The organism is Nocardia sp. 2TAF39 (assembly GCF_052114905.1).
GTDB lineage: Bacteria > Actinomycetota > Actinomycetes > Mycobacteriales > Mycobacteriaceae > Nocardia.
The window spans coordinates 95,391-113,888 of sequence record NZ_JBFRFQ010000015.1 but is presented as its reverse complement, the minus strand read 5'-3'; the positions used below and the strand labels follow the sequence as shown (position 1 = coordinate 113,888).

The following is an 18,498-nucleotide window of genomic DNA, read 5'->3' as shown; positions in this document are numbered from 1 at the left end:
CGCCCGTGTCAACCTCGCATCGCCAACCCGACCCGAGTGAGGTCTACCGCCGCTATCTGAGCTCGGTGGTGCTGCATGCCCAGGCCGGCGCCAGGGCATGCGACCTCGGCGCCACCGATCTGTACGCGCTGAACATCCTGGAGCTGAGCGGCGCCATGACCCCTGGTGAACTCGGCGCCCGCGCCGGGCTCACGACAGGCCCGACCACCAGGCTCATCGACCGGCTGGAGGGGGCGGGTTACGTCCGGCGGGCCCCCGATCCGGGTGACCGCCGCAAGGTCATCGTCGAGCCGATCGGAAAACCGGCCGGCCTCGACACGGTGCTGGCACCGGCCCGCCGCAAGATCGGCGACATCATCAGCGGCTACTCCACCGAACAGCGCGAGGTGCTGTTCGACTATTTCGCCCGCGCCGCCGAGGCGTTTCAGCAGGCCGCCGACGAGATGGAATGATAGCGGCGAGATCCACGCCGGATCGTTCTTGCGCTCCAGACCCGCGAGAAGCCCAACACATACTCCCGCACCCGAGCCCGCGGCTTCGCCCGCGCAAACCGGCCCCTGATTCGCGACATCAACGAATCCGGCTCGACCACAACACGATTCAACACCACACATCAGAACTACCAGCACCCACTAGCGCAGGCGCTGTTGTAGTGTCAGGCCCGGCTACAGCTCGATGTCGCCTATCCGCCACCATGAGCGGCTGTCCGATCCAGACGGCGCTGGTCTGACCGGGATGTCATGCAGGAGACATCACCAAGGCCAGGACCAATTGCGACGAGGCGACCGCAGCAGCCTTTCAGAGGAGTGTCATGTCCTTTCCCAAGCTTCCCCAGCCGGAGCCCGGTGAAGTGCTCTTGGTCTGTACGTGCTACGAGGACGGCAAGGCGCTGTGGGGCGGGCTGCTCGACGAGATCGCGGGCCGCCGGGAAGGCGATGTGCTCGTTGTCGAGGGCAGCGGGGTGCGGCTGCGACCGATCGAGGACTGCGGGTGGGACTTCCTGCACGGCGGAAATTTCCCGGCGCTTGTCGTGGACGGCGGCCCGGTGCCGCCGGTCGTCGTCTTGGCGGACATTCCGGTGGTGTATGGCGGGGACGGCCCGTTGCTGGTGGACCTGGCGGCGATACCCGGGCGCGGCGTCCGGGTCCCGAAGGCCCGGCTCGGCGAGATCCTGGCCGACCTGCTGGGCGGCACACTCACGTTCGACCACCTGGTGCGCGACATGGACGTGAGCGGCATGTACCAGGGGGACGGCGGTCGGCCGGCCTTCCCCGCGCCGACGGCGCCGCCGCACCGCTCCTTCCCGGCACTGCCCTCCACCGGCGGCGTACTGCTGGTCCGTACCATCTTCGACGACGAGGAGGGCTGGCACGCCCTGCTCGACGAGCTGGGCGGGACCGACGAGGACGGCTGGGTCGGCGCAGACCTGGACCTAGACGAGATCGACGTGGAGCACTTTCCGCTGACTGCGTTGGTCGTCGACGACCGAGCCTTCGAGGGCCTGCTGCCGGGTCAGGTCCCGGCGCTGGTCCCGCCGCCCAAGGAGCACACCGAGGAGCACACCACGCTGGTCGTTCTCGCTGATGCCAGGACCTTTGCCGAGCCTGGCCGACCGCTGACCGCTGTCGACCTTTACGACACCCCGGGGCAGCCCGCCATCCTTCCCTGCCGCATGGTCGGATCGCTTGCGTCCAACCTGGAGATCAGCAACATGGACTTTTACGAGTTCGTCGCCGTGGAGGACACGGAGCCGTGGTGGGAGGGCTCCTGAAAGGGCAGCGACGCTGCCCTCTACGGTCCTGCGTCGGCGCGGCTGATCGGTCCGGCCTGGACCGCTGCCACGAAAGCTAGTGCCGCAAAGGGGGACTCCCAGGCACGCCGCGATGGTAGATGACCTGCTCCACCTCAGGGGGCGACCGAGTGGTAGTCGAGGTCTGGCCTGGTCGGCTCGTCCCGAGCGGGCTCCGCGGACCCGGAGGTTGAGTGTCTTTTCGCTCGTAAGGTCCGTGGGTGCGGGTGGCTGGCTCGATGTGGCCATGCCCGGACGACTACACCGCCGATTCCGGTGTATGGCGGAGCCTGACGACGTTGGTGGCCTGGATAAGTGAGGCGGAACGAGCGGCGATCGGAAGATCTCGAATCCCTCCAGCGGCCGGTTCAGCGGCGCCAGAAGAAGTGGTGGACAACGCCGCTCGGGCTCGGGATCTTCTCCAGGTGAAAGCGGTCCAGCAGGTGATCGGGACTGTCCCAGAGCCGCTCACCGTCGGCGAGCTCGACGGGCGCGACGGCGAAGTGCATGGTGTCGATGAGGTCGGCGTCCAGGAATGCACGCACCGTGGCGACCCCGCCGCCGATCCGCACGTCCTTTCCGTCGGCGGCCTCCTTCGCCCGCGCCAAGGCGTCCTCCGGTGATGCGTTCAGGAAATGAAACGTTGTTTCCCCCAAGGTAAACGAGGGCCGTTCATGATGGGTGAGAACGAATACCGGTGTGCGGAACGGCGGTTCGTCGCCCCACCAGCCCTGCCATTCGTAATTTTCCCACGGGCCGCGCTGCGGTCCGAACTTGTTGCGCCCCATGATCTCGGCCCCGATATTGCGCGCGAATTCGCGCGTGCAGTAGTCGTCGAGGCCGCGTGTCCCCCCGGGCTCGGTGCGGTTGACCCAACTCGCGGTCGCCCCCGCCCACGAGAACAGAGGCTGCGGGTCGGCGTGCCCGAAAGGACGCTCGAGGCTTTGCCCAGCCCCCGAACCGTACCCGTCGCTGGAGACGTTGAAGTTATGGACGCGCACGAGTTGTGTCATCGAAATGACCCCTTCTGCTTGCAATGTGCAATCAGTTTGCCGGAGGTGCTGGTAAACTGCAAGCAGTTGATGCAGGAGGTTTCATGTCCGACGGGTCGCGCTCCGGCTGCCCTATCAACGCCGCGATCGAGGTGCTGGGCGATCGCTGGACGCTGCTTGTGCTGCGCGACGTGATGTTCGGCGACCGCCGCCACTTCCGCCGGCTGCAGTCACAGTCGGAAGAGGGCATCGCGTCCAACATCCTGGCCGACCGGCTGCGCACCTTGACCGATGCGGGACTGCTCACCCGCGACAACGCCGGGCGCGGACGGCGTGCCACCTACAGCCTGACCGAGCCGGCCATCCAGCTCGTTCCGGTCCTGGTCCACCTCGCGAGCTGGGGATTGCGGCATCGCCCCACCACCCCTGAGCTGCGTGTGCGCGCCGAACTGCTCGAGGCAGGCGGCCCCGAACTCTGGGAGGAGTTCATGGCGGAGCTGCGCGAACGCCACCTCGGCGTCCCGCGCCCCGCGACCGGCAAACCCACCGCCACCGAGCGCCTCGCCACCGCCTATGAAGCCGTGGTCGCCCAGCGGCACACCTGAACCACGTGCCCGAAAACACCAGGCTCGCAGCGCAGTACCGCCGGATCCGCGGCGGAATCCCCGTCGACCGGGATCGCCCGGCAGCGGTTGCCGGCGCAGCCCCGTTGTCCGCGGTGGCCACCTCGGCGGCGTCGAGGGCCGCGGTGATCTTGCGGGCCATCTCGGCCGTGGTGGTGCTGGGCTTGTCCGGGTGGACCTGGGCGGCTTCGGTGGCGTGGAGGATCTGGCTCATAGCTACCTCTTTCGGGCCGCCGGCATCAGACCTGGTATCCCACCGGAAAGCGTCAGTTCAGCGTCCTCATGGCGTGCGTAGCCGGGCTATGGTGGCGTGATTGCCGTCCGGGTCCAGCGTTATCGCCGCCGCCCACGCGTGCGCCGCGACGGCACGCCGATCGAACAGGGCGATCCAGGTGTCGGTGGACTTTCGTGTGTCGTCGACCCAGGTGGGGGTCGGCCCGAGTTCGGGTAGGTGGGTGTAGGTCAGTGCGGTGTACGAGTATGCGCGGGCATCGAAAATCGTTGCCGCGCACATCTCGTCGGCCCCGGCGCGTTCGTTCAGCTTGCCCGCTCTCGCCGCCTGTATCGCGTCCTCGGGGACGCCATCGGTTCCGGTGAACATCTCGCCAACCGTCCGGAACGCGAGCCCGAACCCCCACAGGCGGCCGGGGAGTCTTCGCATCAGCCATTCGGCCGAATCCAGGATCGGGGAGCACTCGGCGTCTGGATCGAGGACTATCGCGGTGTGGGCCATCTCTTGTGTGATGAGGTTGTCCGCGCTGGCGAATCCCCAGAAGTGAATGGTGTCGATATTCGGGTCGGACGTGTCGGCGTTGCGTTCGGCCATCATGGTCGTGAGTATCGCGTCGATCGTGGCACGGGGCGGGTATCGGATGGTGGAGCCCGTCTGCGGCGGTTTCCGCAGTGCTTTCGGATTGTGCCGCGGTCGATTGCGTCGCTTGGACATCATCCTCTTTCGAATAGGTGACCCGCATAAGGTCGCTGGTGCGTTCAGGCGAATTCGCCCGCCACGTGCGGCGGGTGGGTTGGACGGGGAGGTCTGCGGTCCCGACGAGTGGCACACCGCGGAGGGGCCTACTCGCGTTTCGACGCAGTCATGTGCCAGGCGTCGGGCGGCGAGCGCCGCTCGGGAGCAACAACGTCTCCCAGAATTGCGCGCGCACCGCGTCCCACAGCCGGAAGTGGCGCGGGAACCATTCCCGCACCTGTGCCAGATCCGGTAATGCGCGCTCGTCGAATGCGACAAGCCCGCACCGCCCCAACGGAATCGGGACGGTGTCGCCGTTATTGCGCAGCCGGTAGGCGGGCGTGGGGTCGGTGTCGTCGCGCAAGAACAGGATTTCGATGCGATGCCCCACCAGTCGCCAGCCGGTGTGTGTTTTTCCGATCGTGGTCCGATACAACCGTTTTCACCCCCGGCGCGGGTCCGGTGGTGTGGCCAACTCCGACAGCCGTTTCAGCACCTCTTGCAGCGTGTGCGCGACCGGGCTCCGGTCGGCGCGGTCGGGCTCATCCAGCGGCGGAAACCGCACGCCGCGCGCGGCTGCGCGTTCGCGCGGGCTCATCGTCTGCGGTGTGAGCCGTCCCGCCGATACCAGCGTGCGATACGCCGCCGCTTTCCACACACACCGTTCGACCCGGCAGGCCCGATGCACCCGCATCTGCTCGTGTGCCAGCCGCACATCAGCGTGGCCACAGACCTCGGGCGGGGTGAGCAGAGCATCCCGATTCATCGATCCGCCACCTTCGCGATGGTGTGAGTCGGTGCGGAGGCCCGTGCCCACGTGCTCGGCGGACACACCGTTTCCAGGTCGAAGTCCTCGCAGACCCGCGCGGGCTGGTCATCGACGTGGGCCAAGTCGTAGACCACGATCGCGGCCACATCCAAGCCGGCCGCTATAGCCAGCAGGAACCCGATCGGGTCGGCATTGTCGCGCGGTGGACTGACGGTGTACACGTACTGATAGCCCAGCGAGCGGGCGTGCCGTTGGACGGCGACCGCGTGCCGGGGCGCATCCAGCCCCGACACCTCGCCCCGCACAAACCCCACCGCCTTCGGCTGGGAGTGGGCATCAGGCGAAAACGGTTCTGCCAATTGCGTTTGCGAACGTTCGGAGTTCTCTTCCGTGTCGTAGGACATGTCCTTATGCTGCGGAGTGTGCTGATGACGGTGGACTCGAAACCGCCGGGGCACGGCAATCCATACGTACGCCCTGAGAGTTTCCCGAGTTCGATGTAGGACGACTCTCGCCGTGGGAAAACACAGGTCGCATCGTGAGAACAAGGGGAGGACACAGCGGAGTGGCGGGTACGAAGTCAGACCTCAGCAGGACGACGCTGCCGCGTCGCCAGTTGGGCCGAGCGCTGCGCGACGCGCGTCAGGCGAGCGGCCACACGCTCGAACAGGTAGCCGAAGTACTGGAGATCAGCCGGTCCACGCTCAGTCGGATCGAACTCGGCCAGAATGAGAAGGTCAAGGTTCGGGATGTCGAATTCATCTGTGACTTCTACGGGCTGCCGGAAGATCGGACAGAATATCTGAAGTCGCTTGTAGTAAACGCTAATACGAAGATGTGGTGGGAAGACTTCCGAAATCTGATCCGACCGGGATTCAACACCTATCTCCAATTGGAGGCTGTGGCAACCGAATTTCACTTTTTCAACTCACTCGTCATACCCGGGCTACTGCAGACCGCCGACTACGCGCGGCACGTGGTGACGTCTCCGCTCGCTGGCACCGTGGAAGAGTTGGATCGGCGTGTGGCGTTGCGTATGCAGCGATCGAAGATGCTAACTCGTAGGCACAAGCCGGTGCGAGCCGAGTTTCTACTGCATGAGTCGGTATTGCGTACCGTTGTTGGCTCTGATCGGACCATGTCTTCGCAACTTCGACATGTTGCCGACATGGGTACGCTTGACAATGTTTCGATCCGAATCGTTCCGTTTACTGCTGGTTTTCCGGCCGGATTGGCGATACCGCCGCACATCATCATCGACTTCCCGCACAATGAACCGTCCGTCGTATATACCGAAGGCGCCATAGGGACAATGATTTTCGAGGAAGAAGACGACGTTGGGCGCTACCGGGTGATCTTTGAGGCCCTCCGGGCTGCTGCGCTGGAAGACCGACCATCGAGAGACCTGATTAGGAACATCGCAAGGAGATACGAACAGTGACCAACGAACTATCCGGCGCACAGTGGTTCAAGTCGAGACGCAGCGGAGATGGTGAGTCGTGCGTCGAAGTCGCGTGGCTTGCCGCCGGTCAGGTCGGTGTCCGTGATTCGAAGAACCCGAACGGCCCGGCGCTGATCTTCACGCCGGGGGAGTGGGGTGCCTTCATTGCAGGTGTGATGAACGACGAATTCACCCGGCGTGCCTGATCGCTCGAATCGCGTCATGAGTAAGCGGCGACCTCGATTCCGTCTACCACGGTCAAGCCCGTCTTCTGCTACTGTTGGCGCAACCTGCGTCAGTCACGGGTCGAGAGGGTGGGGATGGGCCGTCGAATCACGTTGATGCTGCTCGGTTTTCTGCTTGCGTCGGGTGCGGTGGCGTGTGGGGACGCCACGAGCGGGTCGCCTAGCGTAGGAACTACTGCAGCCAAAGCCCTGTTCAACCCGTGCACGGGGATTCCCGATGATGTGTTGCGGGCGGCGGGCGTCGATCCAGCGACCGAGGAAGCCGGCATCGCCGGAATTCACCAGTCTGGCTGGGAAATATGCACCTGGAAGAGCCGCAGGTATCACGTCACCGTGTTCTCGACCGGACACTCCGTGGCGGAATTCGAGAACAAACCCGGCAATGTCGACTTTCGAGATGTCACGATCTCTGGCCGTGTGGGACGACAGTTCCGTGTTGAGGGAGCCTCCAAGGATCTGGACTGTGATGTCGTTTTCCCTGCCGCTCAAGGGGTTCTGCAACTTCGCATACTGAACAACGCTGCGCTGGACGACCTCGAAAACCCATGCACGATTCTTTCCCGAGTCGGAGGATCACTCGTGCCGGTGCTGCCGGATTGAAATAGGGGGAACAAATTGGATGAGGAAAACGCGACGCAGTGGCGGCGACTCGCAGATCGAGCTCGCGCCGGTGAGCTGTATCTCGATGATGAACAGACAGCGCGTCAATGCTTCGGCGCGTGCGATCAGCGCCTTCAAGATCTCAACGACTTACGTGTGTATGCGCGGAATGCTCAGAATATCTCCGGTTTCGGCGGCTTCAAGATGGCGGATGACCTGGTCAAGAAGTTTCTGAAGCAGGCCACCGGCGAGGATCATTCGATCGACCAGGTGATCAACGAACACATCGAGACCGTGAAGAACATGCGTGAAGTCATGGCGATCTCGTTCAAGCGCATCACCGGTCGCGACATCGAGAACGCGGCTCAGATCGCGAATGCCACCGAGCAGGTGGGCTGATGGGTAACCCGTTCGGTAACCCGGCGGTCGAGGACCTGGGTTCGACCGTGCTGCGCAATGTCACGGACTGGATCTTCCATGTGCAGCCCGATGCCGATCCGTACGCTGTGCAGGATACATACAACCGGCAGCGGGACGACGTGCGCAGCAGGGCTGCCGGCCTCGGCTTTCAGGGAGAGTTCCGGCCGAGGGAAGTTCTCGATGCGGACGAGTTCGAAAGGCACGACGTCAGGACGCTGCGCGGTAAGGTCGATCAGATCGATCTGCAGGCGGTCAGCGACCTGGTGTCCGCATGGAACACCATCGCCGATCGGCATCAGACCTCACTGGATACTTTCACCAAGGCGATGGCCCGGGCCACCGATGAGAGTGTGTGGCGGGGCGAAGCACGCGACGCGGCGGCCAGTGGGGTTCGCGACTACGCTGCCCAGGGCGCGCAGGTCACGAATGCGGCCCGGCTGACCAGCAGCAAGTTGGCCGAATTGCAGACCGGGTTGGAACCGACCAAACAACTGGTCCCGCATGCACCGGAACATCGCAGCGGAGTGGATAACGCGATCGGCCTTCTGGCCGGACGTAGCTGGCGCAATGATGATGTCGCCGAACATAATTCGAAGACCGAGGCATTGCGCGTGCTGCGCACCGTGTACGCCCCGGTCGTGATGGAGTCCGATACCAATGTGCCGGTGATACCCCGACCGGCGCCTGCCACGAATCCGGGCGCGAATCCGGGCGGCACCGAGAATGGTGGCAACAACAACGGTGGCACGAATGCCGGCAGCGGAAACCCTTCGGGCACACCATCGCCCGGCTCGCATCCTCTCGACACGGACTCCTCTGACGACTCGACCACTCCTTCGAGTACCCAGTCCACGGACGTCGGGACACCGCAGTCGACCAGCACCGATCCCGCGTCCACGACACCGGCTGCGACCACACCCGCCTCGACCACCGCGCCCAGCACCCCCGGCAGCCCGCATCTAGGAACGCCAGGCAGTCCAGGAAGTCCCACCGGTCCGGGCGCCCCGGTGCCAAGCCCGGGTCGTTCGATTCCGGGTACACCGAACAACTCCAGCGCGACCCCGGCCGCCGCGCGGTCAGGAGCCGCTACTGGCCGTTCCGGCATGGGTGGCATGCCAGGCGGGACGGCGCCGGGCGCGCGCGGCGGAAAATCCGATGACGAGTCCAGCAAGGGCATTCCGGACTACCTGATCACGCAGGAACACGGAGATGAGCTCACCGGGCTGGATGATATGCCCAAGACGGTGCCGCCGGTCATCGGCGAATAACCCGACACGATAAGGACATCCCCATGCCTGGAGTGCGGAGCTTGCCGTTCACCTCGCTCGAATTCCGGACTCTGTGGGAGTCCGCCTGCCGCGAAGTGCTGCTCTATCCGTCGCAGTACACGACAGCCAGTTCATAGAAACTGCCCACATTCGGCATCGACTCGGTCGGTGCCTCGCATAGATCGGAAAGGAGTATGTATGGCCTCGAATCACTACCTCTATGGCGACGATCCGGATGACATGGATGACTATCAAGTTCAGAATGACAACTCCAGCGAAGCTGCGTTCACGCCGCCACAGAAGTCCTCTCTCGTCGAGGTGGAAGTCGGTGACGATCGCCTACCGACAAATATAAAACTGAGCCGTCGCTGGAAAGATACATTCGAGCCATCGCAGTACGGCAAGTCGATCATGGACGCTTATCACTACGCCGTCTACGAGCTGGCAGTTCGCCTTGTCGAGACCGGTACACGACCGCGCTCGAGTTGGCCATCCCTACGTGAAGTCGTACCATTGCTCTTACAGCAGCGCACCTATGACGAATTCCATGCGGTATGGAATAGCCTATACGTCGACTCTGCATACACCGTGCACGGCCCCGGATACAACCAGTATGACGAGCCTGGTCTAACAGTCACCGCAACCCGGTCCGCCCTTCTTTCGATCACCATCGACACAAGCTGGGCCATGACGGTAGACGGGACCGCCATCGCGCAAGACATCCTGGAATGCTGCAATCAGGTTCGAGCGAAGAAGCCAAAATTGGTCCGGGATGTCTACCTGGACCAAGAGACCGACCAAGAATTGACGGATCGTCTGGTCCGGCATGAACAACAACTAATACGGAATGAAATCTGATGGCCGATCTCAAAGTTGAACTCGATCTTCTCGAGCGCGCATCCAAGGCGTGGATCACCGACGTTGCCCCGGGATTGCGAAACGCGGCCACGTCGATCAATGAGCTGAAATACTCGGCGATACAGTTCGGTCTCTTCGCTGGTGCGTGGAGTTCGTATTCCCTGGCGGCCGCATATATTCAGGAGCGTCTGATAGAAGGGGCTGCTGCGGCTGAGCAGGTTGGAAACGCCCTGCATATCGTAGCAAGCACCTACGAACAACAGCAAATGGAACAAGAGCAGAGCACTCACCAGCTCGCTGGGGAAATGGATTTCACAATATAATGGGCGAGACCACAACCAAAGAGGAACTGGATGGAATCGTCGAGAGCTTCAGAGCGAAGGTCGATGAAGTCAAGAAGCAACCGGCAAAGCTGAACGACAAGTTCGACAAGCTGAAATGGGCGTGGACGCAAGCCTACTGGATGTATACCGACGTCCGAGACGAGGCGCAAGAAAATCTGAAGACGCTGCTGGAGAAGCTCGAAGAAGCCGCTGAAGGAATAGCCGCTCCGTTCTTGTTCATAGACTACGCAGCCAAGTGGCAGCAGGTAGGAAACAACGTCTCCCAGGTCAATAATCGACAAAACGATCCCAAAGTAAACATGGAAGGGCACTGGGAAGGGACTGCGTATACAAAATTCAAGGAATCACGTACCTATCAGGCGACCGCCATGACCAACATAGCGGATATGTCCCAAAAAGTTCATACAGAACTTCTTACGCTAGCGGCTGAAGGTCGGAATTTCTATAAGCAGATCATCGACAAATTGGCGACACTGCTCGCGCAGCTGGCGATTGCCTTGGAGGAGATCGCATCCGTTGCTGGAGCGCCCTGGGGAATAGACAAGTTCAACGACGCCATAGTTACCGCTGTAGAACTTGTTGTCGGGACTATCACCAGCTTCTTCGAACTTCAGTCGAAGGTTTTCATATCGTCGAACGAACTCAAGAACATAGTCAATCATCCACCCGGATTCCCGACTGGAGCGGACGGGAAGGATCACTGGCCCGATTCGGTTGCCGATGGGTTCGATGATAAAGGGGAATGGAAATTGGCCGAGTGACCGTGAACTATGCATTGAATTTGTTTATATCGATCCTGAAAGCGAGGCAGTCGAGTGCGCCAAGAAGGCGACGTGAAGCCGGTAACGCTGTTGTCCAGTAAGCCATTGGTTGCTTTCGTTGGATGCTCTTTGCCGAGAATCGTCTCGATCGTCGCGGTTGCTGCTGCCTCGGGTGCTCTCATCGGCTGCAGTTCGGAAAGTCACCCGAGCGCGACGATAATGCCTACGCCGCCGTCGGTCGCAGCAGTCGAATGCCCCGCTGTGCAGGACTCGGTGTCGCATGATCAGGACGAGAAGAAGTTGACGGCGGTAATGGCAAAGTTGCAGCTTCCGGCTGGCACGTGCTTTTTCGCAGTGGACATGGACGACATTTCCAACCAGTCCGGGAAAGTTTCCGTCCGTGTCGATCTCACCGTGCCCGATTCAACCGGCCCTGACGATCTTCGCGCGGCCGCCACGGATATCGCTCATGCGCTGACAGGCACCGAAGTCGCACAGCGCACAGCCGAACTGTCCGTCACCAATTGGGGTTCCAACCATCCGCCGTATCGAGCTTTCCTCAGCGACAAGAACTTCCAGAGCCATCGGTGGGACGGAACTCCCTCTCGGCAGTCCGAGCTGGCGATATGGGAAGTCGACCCGTGCGCAGGATGCACGCGATGAGGGAGGCACGGGGGCGAGGTAGACCATCAAACCCTCTGTCAGAGTGGGCGCATCCTGCGCAACCGGTGATAGCCCGACACGATAGGGACCTCACCCATGCCTGAAGTGCGGAGCTGGCGGTTCAGCGCGCTCGAATTCCGAACTCTGTGGGAGTCCACCGGCCGGGACGTGCTGCCGTATCCGTTGCAGCACCAGCACGCGACGGAGTTCCGGTCGGAGAGTTTGCGGTTGCGGCAGGCGGCGGCGCAGTCGCTGCGCCCGCAAATCGGCGACGATCTGCTGCGCGCGGTCGAAGTGCTGCTGGCGCCGGAGGTCCGGGTGGAACTCGCCGGCTTCGTCGGCGCCCGTCGAGACCGCAAGCTGCGTGCCCATGCCGGGGTGTACTACCAGCAGGGCGCGATCGCGGTGCAGGAACCGGGTGCGGACCACCAGCACGGCGGTGATGTGGTGTTGACGTTGCTGCCCCCAGTGGAGGTGGCGCGGGCGGTGGTCGACGTATTCCCCGGCTGCACCGCGGGGCGGGGTAAGCAAGTGCAGGTTTCGACTGAGGAGTTGGGGCGGCCACGGCCGCCGGTCCGCGATACCTGGCGGCCGACACCGCGGGAGGAGTTCGAGCAGTTCTTCACCCGCACGATGACCTTGATCGGCCACGTCGGGGTCTATGCGATGGGCAGCGTAGACAATCGACATATTTACGGCCGCAAGGACTTCCAGGTGAATGACGTCGAAAATGATGGCCGCTATGTCACCTTCGGCACCCATACGTTGACGATCAAACCCACTACCGCCGAACGGATCATCGCCACCTTGCAGCAGATGATCAGCCGGACCGTCACGGAAGTGCGCGACGGCGTTCACCTGCCGTACTGACCTGACGTGCCGGGATGGCGATGACGGATGCGTTGGACCGGGGCGGCGCGGACGACGGTTTGCTCGATCGCTGGACGGTGTGATCGCCAGCCAGCGTGCATGACAATCCTGTCCTCCGCTCGGCGAGAATTCCGGTTGATGCCTGAATGCATTCCCGCCCTGCGTGATTCACCCGATCAACCACGACGGGGGATCCGCGGGACACGCCTCGCCAGTGCTAGATTTCAGCAAATGTGCTCCAAGACAAGGCTCATCGGGGGGATCGGGCTTGCGGTAGCCGTCGGGGTTTCCGTCAGCAGCTGCGCTTCGCCCCGTCAGGTGACGACTTTCCCGACAACGGCGACCACAACCGCGACCACCACCCGTGACCCGGCCACCAACCCGCTCGCCGACGTTGGTCCCAGCGCCTATCGAGTCCTCTCGAGTCTGAACACCGGTAATGATCCCCGTGGTGTCGCCGTCGACCCCGGGGCGCAAAAAGCCTACGTCGTCAGCAGTGAGGATCAAACCTTATACGTCATCGACACCGTCACCCGGACTGCCGCCGCGACCATTCCGGTCGCCGAATATTCGACCGGCGCCCAGCCGTTGGCGGTCGATCCCGTTACTCATCTCGTCTATCTGATCGCCAATGGCTCGAACGGCAAGTTGTCGATCATTGATTCGAATACCCGAACCATCACCGCGAAAATTCCGGCAGGCGGAGACCCCAGTGCAGTCGCAATCGACGCCGAGCGCCATACCGTCTATGTCGCCAACCGCTACTACAAGACCGTGACGGCAATCGATTCCAGCACTCACGCCGTCGTCGCAACGATTCCGGTCGGCGCCGAGCCCAATGCACTGGCGGTCGACGCGAGCAGTCACCAGCTCTGGGTCGCCAACGGAAAGAACGTCTCCGTCGTCGACCCCGGTACCTACACCGTGAGCGCCACGATTCCGGTGGGTGATTCACCGCAGGGCATCGCCATCGACCCGGGGACTCATATGGCCTATGTGACCGACCTCGAAGGGAACTCGGTATCGCTCATCGACACCGCGAGCCGTACTCCGGCAGGCACCATCTCGCTGGGATTCGAGTCATCCCTCGGAGTGGCGGTCGATCCCACGGAGCACACCGTATACCTCACCTCCAGTGCGTTCGGCAGCGTCACGATGATCGACACGAATACCCGCAAAGTCACCGCCGCTCGACGCTCCGGTAAGTCCGGACACTGCACTTGGGGAATCGCCGTGGATACGGCAACCCATCATGTCTACATTGCGAATTGTCAGCCCGACCGAACCGTGGAAGTAATCGCGCATCAGTGAGCGACCCGAGGAGCGGACCCTGGCGGACCGTCGACGGGCGCCGGCACAAGGCCGCCCCGACACCCCCGGGCCACGTACACCGCTACGACACGGTATCCGCTCCCCGCGCGTCATTGCGTCGGCGATAGCTCCCGACCACAGACGTAAATCCTCGAACGTGGCGATCTTGCTCTGCGCGCGCCGAGACACCAAGCCGTTGTGGTGGAACGTTTTTCATCGACCTTCGGAATGGCTCGCAAGGCCTTCGCACCGCCAGGGATTTTCGGCGGCGGTACACTCCTGGGCCACTATGGAGCAACGGAACTCAGGATTCGTCGAGGGAGCAATGTACGGGCAGCAGGCACGGCACGGCACTACATATTCCGGAGTGGATGGCAACGTGATGGCGAACGAACCACCGATACCGGCGGCGGTGCACAGCGGGTACGAGGGTGACGGCGATGGGCGGCCGCAGTACACCGGTCCGACACCCAAGACCAAGCCGAAGAAAGGCAAGGAGCTGGTCACCTCCAGTCCATGGCTCGACGACTCCCGGCGGGTGCTGAAGGGGTCCCTCGTCGTCGTTGCCTTCGTGATCGATATGGCGCTGCACCTCGGCATCGGTGCAGCGGTCTGGTTCGCCGTAACCACATACTCCGACCGGCCGCAGACCGCGGTGCCGCTCGCCGTATTCGCCTGGCTCGCATTATCTTTCATCCATCGGACCTTCGTGCAGCGCGTGCTGCACACGACTGTCGGCAAAGCGCTGTTCGGATTCCGGCTGCACTATCCCGACGGCTCTCGGCCGACGCTGTGGGAGTTGATCAAGCAATGGTTCAGCGGCGGCTTCGGCGTCGTGAGCCTGTCCCTGCAGGTGCTTCAAATCTTCGGATGACGACCGGCGTGGGCCCCAGGTGCAGCTATCACCGCAGCCGTAGCCGAGGCCGCCGCCTTTCGCCTGTCCGGAGTGGCTGCTTCGCCCCTTTGCCGCGACCTCCTGCTCGGCTCTGGACAGCTCATCCCAGTCGCGCGATGACCTTGATCGGCCACGTCGGGGTTTACGCGATGGGCCGCGTGGATGATCGACATATTCACGGCTGCAAGGACTTCCAGGTGAATGACGTCGAAAATGATGGCCGCTATGTCACCTTCGGCACCCGCACGTTGACGATCAAGCCCGCCACCGCCGAACGGATCGCCGCCACCTTGCAGCAGATGATCGGCCGGACTGTAACCCCCTTGGCGCAGCCGGGACCGCCCGGCTGGTCAGGGCACTCGGCCCCGTCCCGGAGCAAAATGCGCTCGGCGGCGTCGAAAAGCTGCTCACGCACATCGCGCAGGGCGATTCCGGTCGGCCTGCAGGCGAATCTCCTTCAGCTGTGGGCGAACCCGGCGACGAGTAGGCACATGCCCACTTAAGGTGGGCACATGCCCACTCTACCCTCCGAATCCGCTGGCCCCTCCGCTGCCGAACCGCATCGGCAGCGGCATATCGCCGAGTCGTTCGGCGTGGACGCCGAACGCTACGACCGCGCCCGGCCGCGCTACCCGGACGCCCTGATCGACCGGATCGTCGCCGCCCGCCCGGAACTCGACGTCCTCGACGTCGGCTGCGGAACCGGCATCGCCGCCAGGCAGTTCCGGGACTCCGGGTGTCGGGTGCTCGGGGTCGAGCCCGATGCGCGCATGGCGGAATTCGCCCGAGGTACCGGCCTCGAGACCGAAGTGGCGACGTTCGAGGCATGGGATTCGGCCGATAGGACCTTCGACGCGGTGATTGCCGCGCAGTCCTGGCACTGGGTCGATCCGGTCGCGGGTGCGGCGAAGGCTGCGCAGGTGCTGCGACCGGGCGGGCGGCTGGCGATATTCGCGCATGTGATCGCGCCCCCGCGGCCCATCGCGGAGGCACAGCTGGCGGCGCTGCGGCGGGTGTTGCCCGAATCCCCGTTCGCCGCGCAGCAAGGCGACGGGACGCCCGAGCGGGCCGTGGACATCTACCAGGCCGGAATGGCTGAATTCGCCGACGGCATCCGGGAGACCGATGGATTCGGCGAGCCCGAGCATTGGCGATTCGACTGGCAGCGCCCCTACACCCGCGCCGAATGGTTGGACCTGGCGCCCACCACCGGCGCCCTCACCCGCCTCCCGCAGGACAAGCTCGCCGAGTTGCTGGTGGAGATCGGTTCGGCAATCGACGCGCTGGGCGGCAGTTTCACCATGGACTACGTCACGCTCGCGGTCTCCGCTGTGCGAACCGGATCGGCCTGAACGCGTGCGTGCCGGCGGCCCGGCCCGGCGGACTCCGCGGGACCCGGAAGACGATCCATCGCCGCTACGATGCCGCTACGACGATGCGGGCCTGGCGGATCTGACCGAGGAATACAGCGGCGGCTGCTCCACGATCCACCGCATCGTCGGCGGCACCGCATCCCCAAAGGAGGCCACACCGACCAATGCGGCACTGTCCTGACTGGCCGCGACGCAACCACAGCCGGTCGACCCGGCAGAGCCGCAGGCATGAGTCACACGACCCGATAAGCGCTGAGCTGGGCAAACTTCAGTGGTAGAGAACCGTAATCGCTCGGCCACTCACAATGTCCCACCGCTGGTCGGACCCGCGCGGCTGGGTCAGCTTCGCTGGCACAGGACAATCATGTGCGTGATCCGCAGTTCGGTACAGTGGATCGCATTGTCGGCGGGGGCCGGTGCTGCCGTTGTGGTCGTCAGATGCCTTTCTGGTTCGGCTTGCCGGTGATGAACTCGGTGATGGCCGCGGCGGTGTCGTCCGGCTGCTCGAAATGCGGCAGGTGCCCGACACCGTCCAGGAAGCGGATGTCAGCGTGGGAGAACACGTCGGCGACGAGACCGTGGCTCGGTGCCGGGGTGACTCGATCGTTGGTGCCCCAGAGAATCTGCAGCGGGATACCGCGGGTATCGAGGTATCGGTACAGGTACTCGGCGCTGTGAATCGGGATGTTGCGCAGCGCCGACAGCAGTGCCCGCTTGAATCCCCGGTACCGGAGCTCGGGCCGGAATCGTGCTGCCACCTGCGCGACGACGCCGGCGTCCTCGGAATATCCCGGGATACGTGCGTGCAGAGCACGGTCTCCGATGACCTTGAAGTACGGCAAGCCGATCACCGGCAGCATGGCGATCTTCAGGCCGAGGTTGATCGGCACACCGAAGCCGTCCGGGGCGATCATGCACACCCGCGCGACCCGCTGCGGATTGCGCACAGCGAATTCGGCGGCGATGGGGCCGCCGAACGCCAGCGCGACGATCGTGATCGGGCGGTCGATTCCGAGGCGGTCGAGCAGTTCGAGGATCTGGGCCTCGAACAAGTCGTAGTCGTATTCGATTTTCGGCCGATCGCTGAACCCGATGCCGTATCGGTCGTAGCGGATCGCCCTGGCACCGGCAGCCGCGATTCGCTCGAACAGGCCGTCCCAGATCCACTGTGACAACGTCGCTCCCGGAATGAACAAAACCGGTTCCCCCTCCGTGGGACCGGCGACTTCGTAGTGCGTGCTGCCGTGACGCAAACGCACGATCGACCCGGGCGCGTCATGCCGCGCCGCCGGCCCCATCGGTACCGGCTCGTCGCGCAAATATTTCACCAGCGGAAGAACGGTTCCCGCGCCCAGCAGAACGGTTCGCATACCGAGTGCCATCGAGGCGACTCCTTCGCTCATGGCCGACACATCGGCACAAGCCTCACGACGCGGCGCGAGGCCCCACAAAATTTCTTGCACAGTCGTTCAATAAAAGGTGCCGTTAAACTAGCACGACTGTTCAAGGAATGGGAAGGGTGCACCATGGCACGGCCGGTGGATCATGAACGACGAACCCGCCTCCTGGAAGCCGCGGGCGACTACATCATCGAGAACGGCCTGTCCGACCTGTCGCTACGACCGCTGGCCCGGGAACTCGGAGTGACCACCACCACCCTGGTGCATCACTTCGGCAGCCGGGACCAACTCCTCACCGCGATCATCGGCCAAGTCCGCGACCGAATGTGGCAAGCCGTCGATCTCCAGGCCACGACCGACGCGGACGCTCACACCCTCATCTCCCGGGCGTGGAAGTGGCTGTCCGACCCACAGCACGCCCCCCTGTACCGGCTGTTGTTCGAAATCTATGGAAACGCCCTGCAACAGCCCCGGACCTATCAGCCCTTCCTCGCGCACATCATCGACGACTGGTTGCGCATCCTGACCAGCACATTCGAAGCCGACGGCGACGACAACGACACCGCGACCACCAAAGCCACCCTGGTGATCGCCACCTCGCGGGGCCTGCTGCTCGATCTGCTCACAACGGGCGACACCGACCGCATCGCCACAGCATTCGGTACCTTCATGACCACCCTCAGCCGGTACGACAACGCTACGGCGAGTCCATAATCGCCGACCGAATCGGCAACACCAGACCACTGGCCGACGACGAGATCGGCGAGACCCGCGAAACCCGTGGGGCGGGAAGGCGGTCAACACGTGGAACGCCCGCCGCGTTGCCCCGGCTTCTCGGCTGGGGTGGCGCCATGAACACAGCGCGTTCGACCCGTGTGTCCGACGGCAAGCCGACGCCGGCTCGACGTT

The 18,498-nt window shown here is 63.5% G+C and carries 24 protein-coding genes; 18 read left to right on the top strand and 6 right to left on the bottom strand.

Translation table 11 applies throughout. The annotated features are described in order from the left end of the window. The first annotated feature begins 5 nt into the window (after window positions 1-5). On the top strand, window positions 6-452 hold the full coding sequence (locus AB4Z47_RS12090) for a MarR family winged helix-turn-helix transcriptional regulator (RefSeq protein WP_441950344.1): 447 nt from the start codon (window positions 6-8) through the stop codon (window positions 450-452). 359 nt (window positions 453-811) lie between these two features. Further along, on the top strand, window positions 812-1,771 hold the full coding sequence (locus tag AB4Z47_RS12085; protein WP_441950343.1) for a DUF6924 domain-containing protein: 960 nt from the start codon (window positions 812-814) through the stop codon (window positions 1,769-1,771). Window positions 1,772-2,157: 386 nt separating this feature from the next. Here the strand turns inward: AB4Z47_RS12085 and AB4Z47_RS12080 are convergent, their stop codons facing one another. Next, window positions 2,158-2,802: a dihydrofolate reductase family protein gene (locus AB4Z47_RS12080; protein WP_441950341.1), complete on the bottom strand. Its 645-nt coding sequence runs from the start codon at window positions 2,800-2,802 to the stop codon at window positions 2,158-2,160. Between the two features lie 83 nt (window positions 2,803-2,885). On the opposite strand from AB4Z47_RS12080, the gene AB4Z47_RS12075 reads away from it, so the two are divergent. Beyond that, window positions 2,886-3,386, top strand: a complete 501-nt coding sequence (locus AB4Z47_RS12075; protein WP_441950339.1) for a winged helix-turn-helix transcriptional regulator — start codon at window positions 2,886-2,888, stop codon at window positions 3,384-3,386. A 298-nt stretch (window positions 3,387-3,684) separates the two neighbouring features. Here AB4Z47_RS12075 and AB4Z47_RS12070 read toward each other — a convergent pair whose 3' ends face one another. The 4 genes from AB4Z47_RS12070 to AB4Z47_RS12055 all read right to left on the bottom strand — a co-directional run bounded on the left by AB4Z47_RS12070 (window position 3,685) and on the right by AB4Z47_RS12055 (window position 5,544). Then, the gene (locus AB4Z47_RS12070; protein ID WP_441950338.1) at window positions 3,685-4,233 is read right to left on the bottom strand and encodes a hypothetical protein; all 549 of its coding nucleotides are present in this window, start codon (window positions 4,231-4,233) and stop codon (window positions 3,685-3,687) included. Window positions 4,234-4,498: 265 nt separating this feature from the next. Further along, window positions 4,499-4,807, bottom strand: a complete 309-nt coding sequence (locus AB4Z47_RS12065; protein ID WP_441950337.1) for a hypothetical protein — start codon at window positions 4,805-4,807, stop codon at window positions 4,499-4,501. Between the two features lie 6 nt (window positions 4,808-4,813). After that, a complete protein-coding gene (locus AB4Z47_RS12060; RefSeq protein ID WP_441950335.1) occupies window positions 4,814-5,137 on the bottom strand; it encodes a hypothetical protein in 324 nt (107 codons plus the stop codon). Next, window positions 5,134-5,544, bottom strand: coding sequence for a hypothetical protein (locus tag AB4Z47_RS12055; RefSeq protein WP_441950334.1), 411 nt, complete (start codon window positions 5,542-5,544; stop codon window positions 5,134-5,136). Before AB4Z47_RS12055 ends, AB4Z47_RS12060 begins: the two co-directional genes overlap by 4 nt. A 161-nt stretch (window positions 5,545-5,705) precedes the next feature. Here AB4Z47_RS12055 and AB4Z47_RS12050 point away from each other — a divergent pair, with 161 nt between their 5' ends. From AB4Z47_RS12050 to AB4Z47_RS11985, 14 genes are all read left to right on the top strand, one after another. After that, window positions 5,706-6,581, top strand: a complete 876-nt coding sequence (locus tag AB4Z47_RS12050) for a helix-turn-helix domain-containing protein (protein WP_441950332.1) — start codon at window positions 5,706-5,708, stop codon at window positions 6,579-6,581. Next, window positions 6,578-6,787, top strand: coding sequence for a DUF397 domain-containing protein (locus AB4Z47_RS12045; protein WP_441950330.1), 210 nt, complete (start codon window positions 6,578-6,580; stop codon window positions 6,785-6,787). Before AB4Z47_RS12050 ends, AB4Z47_RS12045 begins: the two co-directional genes overlap by 4 nt. Before the next feature lie 135 nt (window positions 6,788-6,922). After that, window positions 6,923-7,426, top strand: a complete 504-nt coding sequence (locus tag AB4Z47_RS12040; protein WP_441950328.1) for a DUF3558 domain-containing protein — start codon at window positions 6,923-6,925, stop codon at window positions 7,424-7,426. 15 nt (window positions 7,427-7,441) lie between these two features. Next, window positions 7,442-7,825, top strand: a complete 384-nt coding sequence (locus tag AB4Z47_RS12035; RefSeq protein ID WP_441950326.1) for a hypothetical protein — start codon at window positions 7,442-7,444, stop codon at window positions 7,823-7,825. After that, on the top strand, window positions 7,825-9,114 hold the full coding sequence (locus AB4Z47_RS12030; protein WP_441950324.1) for a hypothetical protein: 1,290 nt from the start codon (window positions 7,825-7,827) through the stop codon (window positions 9,112-9,114). Before AB4Z47_RS12035 ends, AB4Z47_RS12030 begins: the two co-directional genes overlap by 1 nt. 198 nt (window positions 9,115-9,312) lie before the next feature. Further along, window positions 9,313-9,972, top strand: coding sequence for a hypothetical protein (locus AB4Z47_RS12025; RefSeq protein WP_441950323.1), 660 nt, complete (start codon window positions 9,313-9,315; stop codon window positions 9,970-9,972). Beyond that, window positions 9,972-10,295 (top strand): hypothetical protein, encoded by a 324-nt coding sequence (locus tag AB4Z47_RS12020; RefSeq protein ID WP_441950322.1) that lies wholly within the window; start codon window positions 9,972-9,974, stop codon window positions 10,293-10,295. The genes AB4Z47_RS12025 and AB4Z47_RS12020 overlap by 1 nt, the downstream gene beginning before the upstream one ends. Continuing rightward, window positions 10,295-11,077: a hypothetical protein gene (locus tag AB4Z47_RS12015; RefSeq protein ID WP_441950321.1), complete on the top strand. Its 783-nt coding sequence runs from the start codon at window positions 10,295-10,297 to the stop codon at window positions 11,075-11,077. Before AB4Z47_RS12020 ends, AB4Z47_RS12015 begins: the two co-directional genes overlap by 1 nt. A gap of 72 nt (window positions 11,078-11,149) precedes the next feature. Next, the gene (locus AB4Z47_RS12010) at window positions 11,150-11,740 is read left to right on the top strand and encodes a hypothetical protein (RefSeq protein WP_441950320.1); all 591 of its coding nucleotides are present in this window, start codon (window positions 11,150-11,152) and stop codon (window positions 11,738-11,740) included. Window positions 11,741-11,836: 96 nt separating this feature from the next. After that, window positions 11,837-12,610 (top strand): ESX secretion-associated protein EspG, encoded by a 774-nt coding sequence (locus AB4Z47_RS12005; protein ID WP_441950318.1) that lies wholly within the window; start codon window positions 11,837-11,839, stop codon window positions 12,608-12,610. A gap of 231 nt (window positions 12,611-12,841) precedes the next feature. Next, window positions 12,842-13,921: a YncE family protein gene (locus AB4Z47_RS12000; RefSeq protein WP_441950317.1), complete on the top strand. Its 1,080-nt coding sequence runs from the start codon at window positions 12,842-12,844 to the stop codon at window positions 13,919-13,921. Window positions 13,922-14,210: 289 nt separating this feature from the next. After that, on the top strand, window positions 14,211-14,795 hold the full coding sequence (locus AB4Z47_RS11995) for an RDD family protein (protein ID WP_441950315.1): 585 nt from the start codon (window positions 14,211-14,213) through the stop codon (window positions 14,793-14,795). A gap of 137 nt (window positions 14,796-14,932) precedes the next feature. After that, the gene (locus tag AB4Z47_RS11990) at window positions 14,933-15,319 is read left to right on the top strand and encodes a hypothetical protein (protein WP_441950314.1); all 387 of its coding nucleotides are present in this window, start codon (window positions 14,933-14,935) and stop codon (window positions 15,317-15,319) included. Between the two features lie 9 nt (window positions 15,320-15,328). Further along, window positions 15,329-16,168, top strand: coding sequence for a class I SAM-dependent methyltransferase (locus AB4Z47_RS11985; RefSeq protein WP_441950312.1), 840 nt, complete (start codon window positions 15,329-15,331; stop codon window positions 16,166-16,168). Window positions 16,169-16,623: 455 nt separating this feature from the next. On the opposite strand, the gene AB4Z47_RS11980 is transcribed toward AB4Z47_RS11985, so the two are convergent. Continuing rightward, window positions 16,624-17,592 carry an alpha/beta fold hydrolase gene (locus tag AB4Z47_RS11980; RefSeq protein WP_441950311.1) on the bottom strand — a complete coding sequence of 323 codons (969 nt, stop codon included), beginning with the start codon at window positions 17,590-17,592 and terminating at the stop codon, window positions 16,624-16,626. Window positions 17,593-17,715: 123 nt separating this feature from the next. Between AB4Z47_RS11980 and AB4Z47_RS11975 the strand changes: the two genes are divergently transcribed. After that, window positions 17,716-18,303, top strand: a complete 588-nt coding sequence (locus AB4Z47_RS11975; protein WP_441950309.1) for a TetR/AcrR family transcriptional regulator — start codon at window positions 17,716-17,718, stop codon at window positions 18,301-18,303. Window positions 18,304-18,498 lie beyond the last annotated feature (195 nt).

Coding starts and splice junctions, on each gene's coding strand:
- AB4Z47_RS12020 (WP_441950322.1), top strand. CDS start 9,972: ATGGCCGATCTCAAAGTTGAACTCGATCTTCTCGAGCGCGCATCCAAG.
- AB4Z47_RS12025 (WP_441950323.1), top strand. CDS start 9,313: ATGGCCTCGAATCACTACCTCTATGGCGACGATCCGGATGACATGGAT.
- AB4Z47_RS11980 (WP_441950311.1), bottom strand. CDS start 17,592: ATGAGCGAAGGAGTCGCCTCGATGGCACTCGGTATGCGAACCGTTCTG.
- AB4Z47_RS11990 (WP_441950314.1), top strand. CDS start 14,933: ATGACCTTGATCGGCCACGTCGGGGTTTACGCGATGGGCCGCGTGGAT.
- AB4Z47_RS12040 (WP_441950328.1), top strand. CDS start 6,923: ATGCTGCTCGGTTTTCTGCTTGCGTCGGGTGCGGTGGCGTGTGGGGAC.
- AB4Z47_RS12060 (WP_441950335.1), bottom strand. CDS start 5,137: ATGAATCGGGATGCTCTGCTCACCCCGCCCGAGGTCTGTGGCCACGCT.
- AB4Z47_RS12070 (WP_441950338.1), bottom strand. CDS start 4,233: ATGATGGCCGAACGCAACGCCGACACGTCCGACCCGAATATCGACACC.
- AB4Z47_RS12055 (WP_441950334.1), bottom strand. CDS start 5,544: ATGTCCTACGACACGGAAGAGAACTCCGAACGTTCGCAAACGCAATTG.
- AB4Z47_RS11975 (WP_441950309.1), top strand. CDS start 17,716: ATGGCACGGCCGGTGGATCATGAACGACGAACCCGCCTCCTGGAAGCC.
- AB4Z47_RS11995 (WP_441950315.1), top strand. CDS start 14,211: ATGGAGCAACGGAACTCAGGATTCGTCGAGGGAGCAATGTACGGGCAG.
- AB4Z47_RS12005 (WP_441950318.1), top strand. CDS start 11,837: ATGCCTGAAGTGCGGAGCTGGCGGTTCAGCGCGCTCGAATTCCGAACT.
- AB4Z47_RS12085 (WP_441950343.1), top strand. CDS start 812: ATGTCCTTTCCCAAGCTTCCCCAGCCGGAGCCCGGTGAAGTGCTCTTG.
- AB4Z47_RS11985 (WP_441950312.1), top strand. CDS start 15,329: ATGCCCACTCTACCCTCCGAATCCGCTGGCCCCTCCGCTGCCGAACCG.
- AB4Z47_RS12080 (WP_441950341.1), bottom strand. CDS start 2,802: ATGACACAACTCGTGCGCGTCCATAACTTCAACGTCTCCAGCGACGGG.
- AB4Z47_RS12030 (WP_441950324.1), top strand. CDS start 7,825: ATGGGTAACCCGTTCGGTAACCCGGCGGTCGAGGACCTGGGTTCGACC.
- AB4Z47_RS12075 (WP_441950339.1), top strand. CDS start 2,886: ATGTCCGACGGGTCGCGCTCCGGCTGCCCTATCAACGCCGCGATCGAG.
- AB4Z47_RS12000 (WP_441950317.1), top strand. CDS start 12,842: ATGTGCTCCAAGACAAGGCTCATCGGGGGGATCGGGCTTGCGGTAGCC.
- AB4Z47_RS12015 (WP_441950321.1), top strand. CDS start 10,295: ATGGGCGAGACCACAACCAAAGAGGAACTGGATGGAATCGTCGAGAGC.